At 36.8% G+C, this 4,585-nt stretch carries 5 protein-coding genes; 4 read left to right on the top strand and 1 reads right to left on the bottom strand.

Translation table 11 applies throughout. The features are described from left to right. The 4 genes from ACPYKA_RS19175 to ACPYKA_RS19160 form a co-directional block, all read left to right on the top strand. Positions 1 to 468, top strand: a 468-nt coding sequence (locus ACPYKA_RS19175; RefSeq protein ID WP_479543801.1) for a 3-oxoacyl-[acyl-carrier-protein] synthase III C-terminal domain-containing protein, incomplete at its 5' end; no start/stop codon positions are given. An 81-nt stretch (positions 469 to 549) separates the two neighbouring features. Beyond that, positions 550 to 1,791, top strand: coding sequence for a beta-ketoacyl-ACP synthase II (gene fabF, locus ACPYKA_RS19170; protein ID WP_479543800.1), 1,242 nt, complete (start codon positions 550 to 552; stop codon positions 1,789 to 1,791). 397 nt (positions 1,792 to 2,188) lie between these two features. Continuing rightward, positions 2,189 to 2,395 carry a YuzI family membrane protein gene (locus ACPYKA_RS19165; RefSeq protein WP_479543799.1) on the top strand — a complete coding sequence of 69 codons (207 nt, stop codon included), beginning with the start codon at positions 2,189 to 2,191 and terminating at the stop codon, positions 2,393 to 2,395. A gap of 82 nt (positions 2,396 to 2,477) precedes the next feature. Beyond that, the gene (locus ACPYKA_RS19160) at positions 2,478 to 3,236 is read left to right on the top strand and encodes a DUF3603 family protein (RefSeq protein WP_479543798.1); all 759 of its coding nucleotides are present in this window, start codon (positions 2,478 to 2,480) and stop codon (positions 3,234 to 3,236) included. A 61-nt stretch (positions 3,237 to 3,297) separates the two neighbouring features. On the opposite strand, the gene trpS is transcribed toward ACPYKA_RS19160, so the two are convergent. Next, the gene (trpS, locus tag ACPYKA_RS19155) at positions 3,298 to 4,278 is read right to left on the bottom strand and encodes a tryptophan--tRNA ligase (RefSeq protein WP_479543797.1); all 981 of its coding nucleotides are present in this window, start codon (positions 4,276 to 4,278) and stop codon (positions 3,298 to 3,300) included. Positions 4,279 to 4,585 lie beyond the last annotated feature (307 nt).

The following is a 4,585-nucleotide window of genomic DNA, read 5'->3' as shown; positions in this document are numbered from 1 at the left end:
GGAGACGGTGCTGGAGCGGTCGTCTTAGGAAAAGTTTCAGAAGGTAAAGGAATTTTGTCCTTTGAGCTTGGTGCAGACGGAACAGGTGGGAAAGAGCTGTATCAAAATGAAGAGAATCATTTGATAATGAATGGCCGTGAAGTTTTTAAGTTCGCCGTTCGCCAAATGCCACAGTCTTGTGTTAACGTTATTGAAAAAGCAGGGCTTAATAAAGAAGATGTTGACTATTTAGTACCGCACCAGGCAAATATTCGTATTATGGAGGCGGCAAGACAACGCTTAGGTATTGCAGAAGATAGAATGGCAAAAACAGTGCAAAATTATGGGAATAACTCATCTGCTTCCATCCCGATCGCATTATCAGAATCTGTTAACAAAGGAAAAATTAAGGACAATGATATTATTGTACTTGTAGGCTTTGGTGGCGGTCTCACTTGGGGTGCTGTTGCACTAAAATGGGGAAAGTAGATTCAAAGAGCATATTATTGTAAACTATGGTAAGTTATTAAGATAGAAGAGAATGGAAAGGAATAGGCAAGGAGGCTTTTCATGGAAAAGAGAAGAGTAGTAGTAACAGGTATTGGAGCTGTTACTCCATTAGGAAATGATGCCAAATCTTTATGGGAAAATATCGTTGCAAATAAGTCAGGAATAGACTATATTACTCGTGTTAATAAGGATGATTTTCCTGTTTCTGTTGCAGGTGAAATTAAAGACTTTGATGCTAAAGAGTTCATGGATCGTAAAGATGCAAGAAAGATGGATTTATTTACACAATATGCGGTTGCCGCTTCTAAAATGGCCGTAGAGGATGCTAATTTAACAATTGATGAATCCAATGCAGAACGTGTTGGTGTTTGGATCGGTTGTGGAATTGGTGGAATGGACACGTACGAGGAACAACTTAGACGTTTTATCGATAAAGGATACCGTCGAGTAAGTCCATTTTTTGTTCCGATGCTAATTCCTGATATGGCAGCAGGACAAGTTTCTATTCAACTTGGTGCCAAAGGAATTAACTCATGTTCTGTAACGGCTTGTGCCTCTGGTGCAAACTCAATTGGAGATGCATTTAAAGCGGTGCAGCGAGGAGATGTTGACTATATAATTACTGGTGGAACTGAATCGCCAATAACAAATATGGCTTTTGCTGGGTTCTCCGCAATGAAGGCTTTAACGTTTAACGAAGATCCAAAAACAGCAAGCCGCCCATTTGATCAAAATCGTGATGGGTTTGTGATGGGCGAAGGGGCTGGAATTTTAGTTTTAGAAACTTTAGATTCTGCGTTAGATCGTGGGGCTAAAATTTATGCGGAAATTGTTGGGTATGGCGCAACAGGTGATGCTTTCCATATTACTGCACCTGCAGAGGGTGGAGAAGGAGCAGCTCGTGCGATGCAAATGGCAATAAATGATGCCAATGTAAAACCTGAAGAAGTTGACTATATAAACGCACATGGAACAAGCACGGATATGAATGATAAATATGAAACGCAAGCAATTAAAAATATTTTTGGCGCGCATGCTAAACAATTGGCGGTATCTTCTACAAAATCAATGACAGGTCACCTACTGGGTGCAGCAGGTGGAGTAGAAGGAGTAATTTCTGTTAAAGCTATCGATGACGGCATTGTACCTGCCACAATTAATTATGAAACTCCTGACCCGGATTGTGATTTGGACTATGTTCCTAACGAGTCTAGAAAACAAGATGTCAATGTAGTATTGAGCAATTCTTTCGGGTTTGGCGGACATAATGCTTGTCTCGTATTTAAAAAATATAAAAACTGATCCTAATTAGGGTCAGTTTTTTTATTATAAAGCTTTTATCGTTCCAATCATTCCTTACTTACCGTAAAATCCTCGATTACGGTAATGAATATGCCTTAATCCTTCCCCATTTGCCGTATCTCCATCGATTACGGTAATGATTAACTCTTAATCATTCCTCTACGCACGTACTTTTATCAATTATGGTAACGTAAGACGCATTCACCTTCCCCCCGGGTAGCATTTTCATCGATTAGCGGTTCCGCTAGTCTTTTTCACGTTCGCTCATGCATTTAATTTTTCTCCCATCCTTATTCAATCATACATTACCTATATTATTCCCGTACACATATTTCACCGAATCTCCGAATATACATTCAATAATTAAGGTTATTGGACAAGTTATGAGGTGGGGAATATGGGATATCTCCTGTTATTTTTGATCGGTTTTGGACTAGCTGTTTCTGGTGGAGTCACCATCATCGCTTATATGAATTTCTTACCCGCTGGAATTTCTTGGTTTGACTATTTCATGTTTATTAAAGGAAGATTGGAATGTTACTTCCTTCCAATTGGTTTCATTATGATGCTTATTGCCATCCATCGATTCCCTGAAAAAATGTAACAGTTCAGCATTTACTCGAATATTTTTACGTAATGCTGGTCATAATGTTACATAAATAGTATTTTAAAGTGAGGGAATAACCATGTTGTATTTATATGATGTTTGGGTGAATTGGTTTGAAGGAGAAGAAGAGGGTTATAATATATGTCACTATCATGAGTGGCGCAAGACAGACCAAATTGAAATTTTAGAACAGGTGCCCGTATTACATATAACTGAAAGTCTTTATGATTATATAGAAAATAGTTTGTATGATTTACCTGAAGAATTATTAGAGATGATTCATAAACGTGCTTATATCCGAAAAGGACATACGAGGCAAATGTTAGATTATGCTTGTATTGTAACGGATGGTAGGGGAATTTTGGCCTTTGATACGATAGGCTATCAGATTCCAGTCCGTAAAAGCAGACTAATTCCAAGACAAGAACAACAAGTTTTTGAGTTATGTAAAAAAGCTAAGCAAATAAATATTACCTTTACACCAATAGAAAATGATCGTAACGAGTCGTTAACAGCAATGGATGAAAAATATGTTCAAGGATTAACGAGAAGAGAAAGACAGTTAAAAAAGTTACTTATGATTGCCATGGAACAGTTAAAAACAACAGATAATCTGAATGAAATACTTTACTGGTTATCAGAATGGGATAATAACCAACTTACATATACGACACACCAGGCTAGTATTAAAGAAATTTGGCAGACTCTTTATGACGACGTAAAGATCGGATGGAGTGAAGCACATGAAGAGTTCTGTTCGCAACTTGTAAAAGGAAACCCATTTTTAGAAAAGTTTTGGGATTTAGAACAAGTCGAAAACAAAAATAAATTACATTAAAAAAGAGAATCAGAAGTTTTTTCTTCTGATTCTCTTTCATTTGTAAATAATTCTCAAAAACTCATCTAAGTAATCCCATTTTCTTTTTTGCTTTTTGAAGCGTTCTGCTCGCGGTTTGGTTTGCTTTTTCAGCACCTTTTGTTAAAATTTCATCAAGTTCTGTTGAGCTAATTAATGCTTCATATTTCTCTTGAATTGGTGCTAGCGTATTAACGACAGCTTCAGCGACTTCTGACTTCAAATCACCATAACGTTTATCTTGAAAATGTGCTTCAACCGTTTCAATTGATTTGCCTGTGCAGCTAGCATAAATGGAAAGTAAATTGGAAACTCCAGGTTTGTTTTCAGAATCAAATTTTACAATCCCGTCTGAATCGGTGACAGCACTTTTAATTTTCTTTTCGATCTGTTTCGGTGTATCAAGCATCGAAATAAATCCTTTTGTATTTTCGTCAGATTTACTCATTTTCTTCGTCGGCTCTTGTAAAGACATAATCCGGGCACCTACATTAGGGATGCTAATTTCGGGAATAACGAATGTGTTTCCAAAACGGTTATTAAATCGTTCCGCAACATTTCTTGTTAATTCCAGATGCTGTGTTTGGTCATCACCGACAGGGACAAGATGGGATTGATAAAGTAAAATATCAGCTGCCATTAGTGTTGGATATGTAAATAACGCAGATGATACTGCGCTTCTTCCTGCTGATTTATCTTTAAATTGAGTCATTCTTTCCAATTCACCCATATACGTAAGAGACTGCAACATCCAGCCTAATTCAGAATGAGCAGGGACTTCCGATTGGATAAATAAGGTTGCTTTATCTGGATCAATGCCAGACGCTATGTATAAGGCTGCCAATGATTTAATATTTTGCTTTAATTGTTTAGGGTCTTGAGGAACGGTAATCGCATGTTGATCAACGATACAAAAAAAGCAGTTGTTGTCGTTTTGTAATTGAACGAACTGCCGAATCGCACCTAAATAATTTCCAAGCGTCAACGTTCCACTCGGCTGTATGCCGGAAAATATTGTTTTCAAAATCCATTCACTCCATTGTTCTTCTGCTTTAAATTTATAGATTTATCAAAAAAAATCTCCTCACACTCTTCCTATAATCCTTATTAAATGATATACTTTTGTTTTGGTGAAAGCAAGTGAAAGTATAAGTTGTCCTGCATTTTTTGACAAAATTAGGTTTATTTTTCATAAGATTGGAAAAACTATTACTACCATATTTGTCAGAAAATTGTTTGGATAAATTTTGGAAGATCTATGTTTAGTTAAATTACCAAATGGGTAGTCTATATGTATGTAGCTACAGTTTGTAACAGAATTATGACATTTC

Source organism: Pseudogracilibacillus amylolyticus (SeqCode), from assembly GCF_051918545.1.
Classification (GTDB): Bacteria; Bacillota; Bacilli; order Bacillales; family Amphibacillaceae; genus Pseudogracilibacillus.
This window is presented reverse-complemented; position numbering and strand designations above follow the sequence as displayed.

Coding starts and splice junctions, on each gene's coding strand:
- fabF (WP_479543800.1), top strand. CDS start 550: ATGGAAAAGAGAAGAGTAGTAGTAACAGGTATTGGAGCTGTTACTCCA.
- ACPYKA_RS19165 (WP_479543799.1), top strand. CDS start 2,189: ATGGGATATCTCCTGTTATTTTTGATCGGTTTTGGACTAGCTGTTTCT.
- ACPYKA_RS19160 (WP_479543798.1), top strand. CDS start 2,478: ATGTTGTATTTATATGATGTTTGGGTGAATTGGTTTGAAGGAGAAGAA.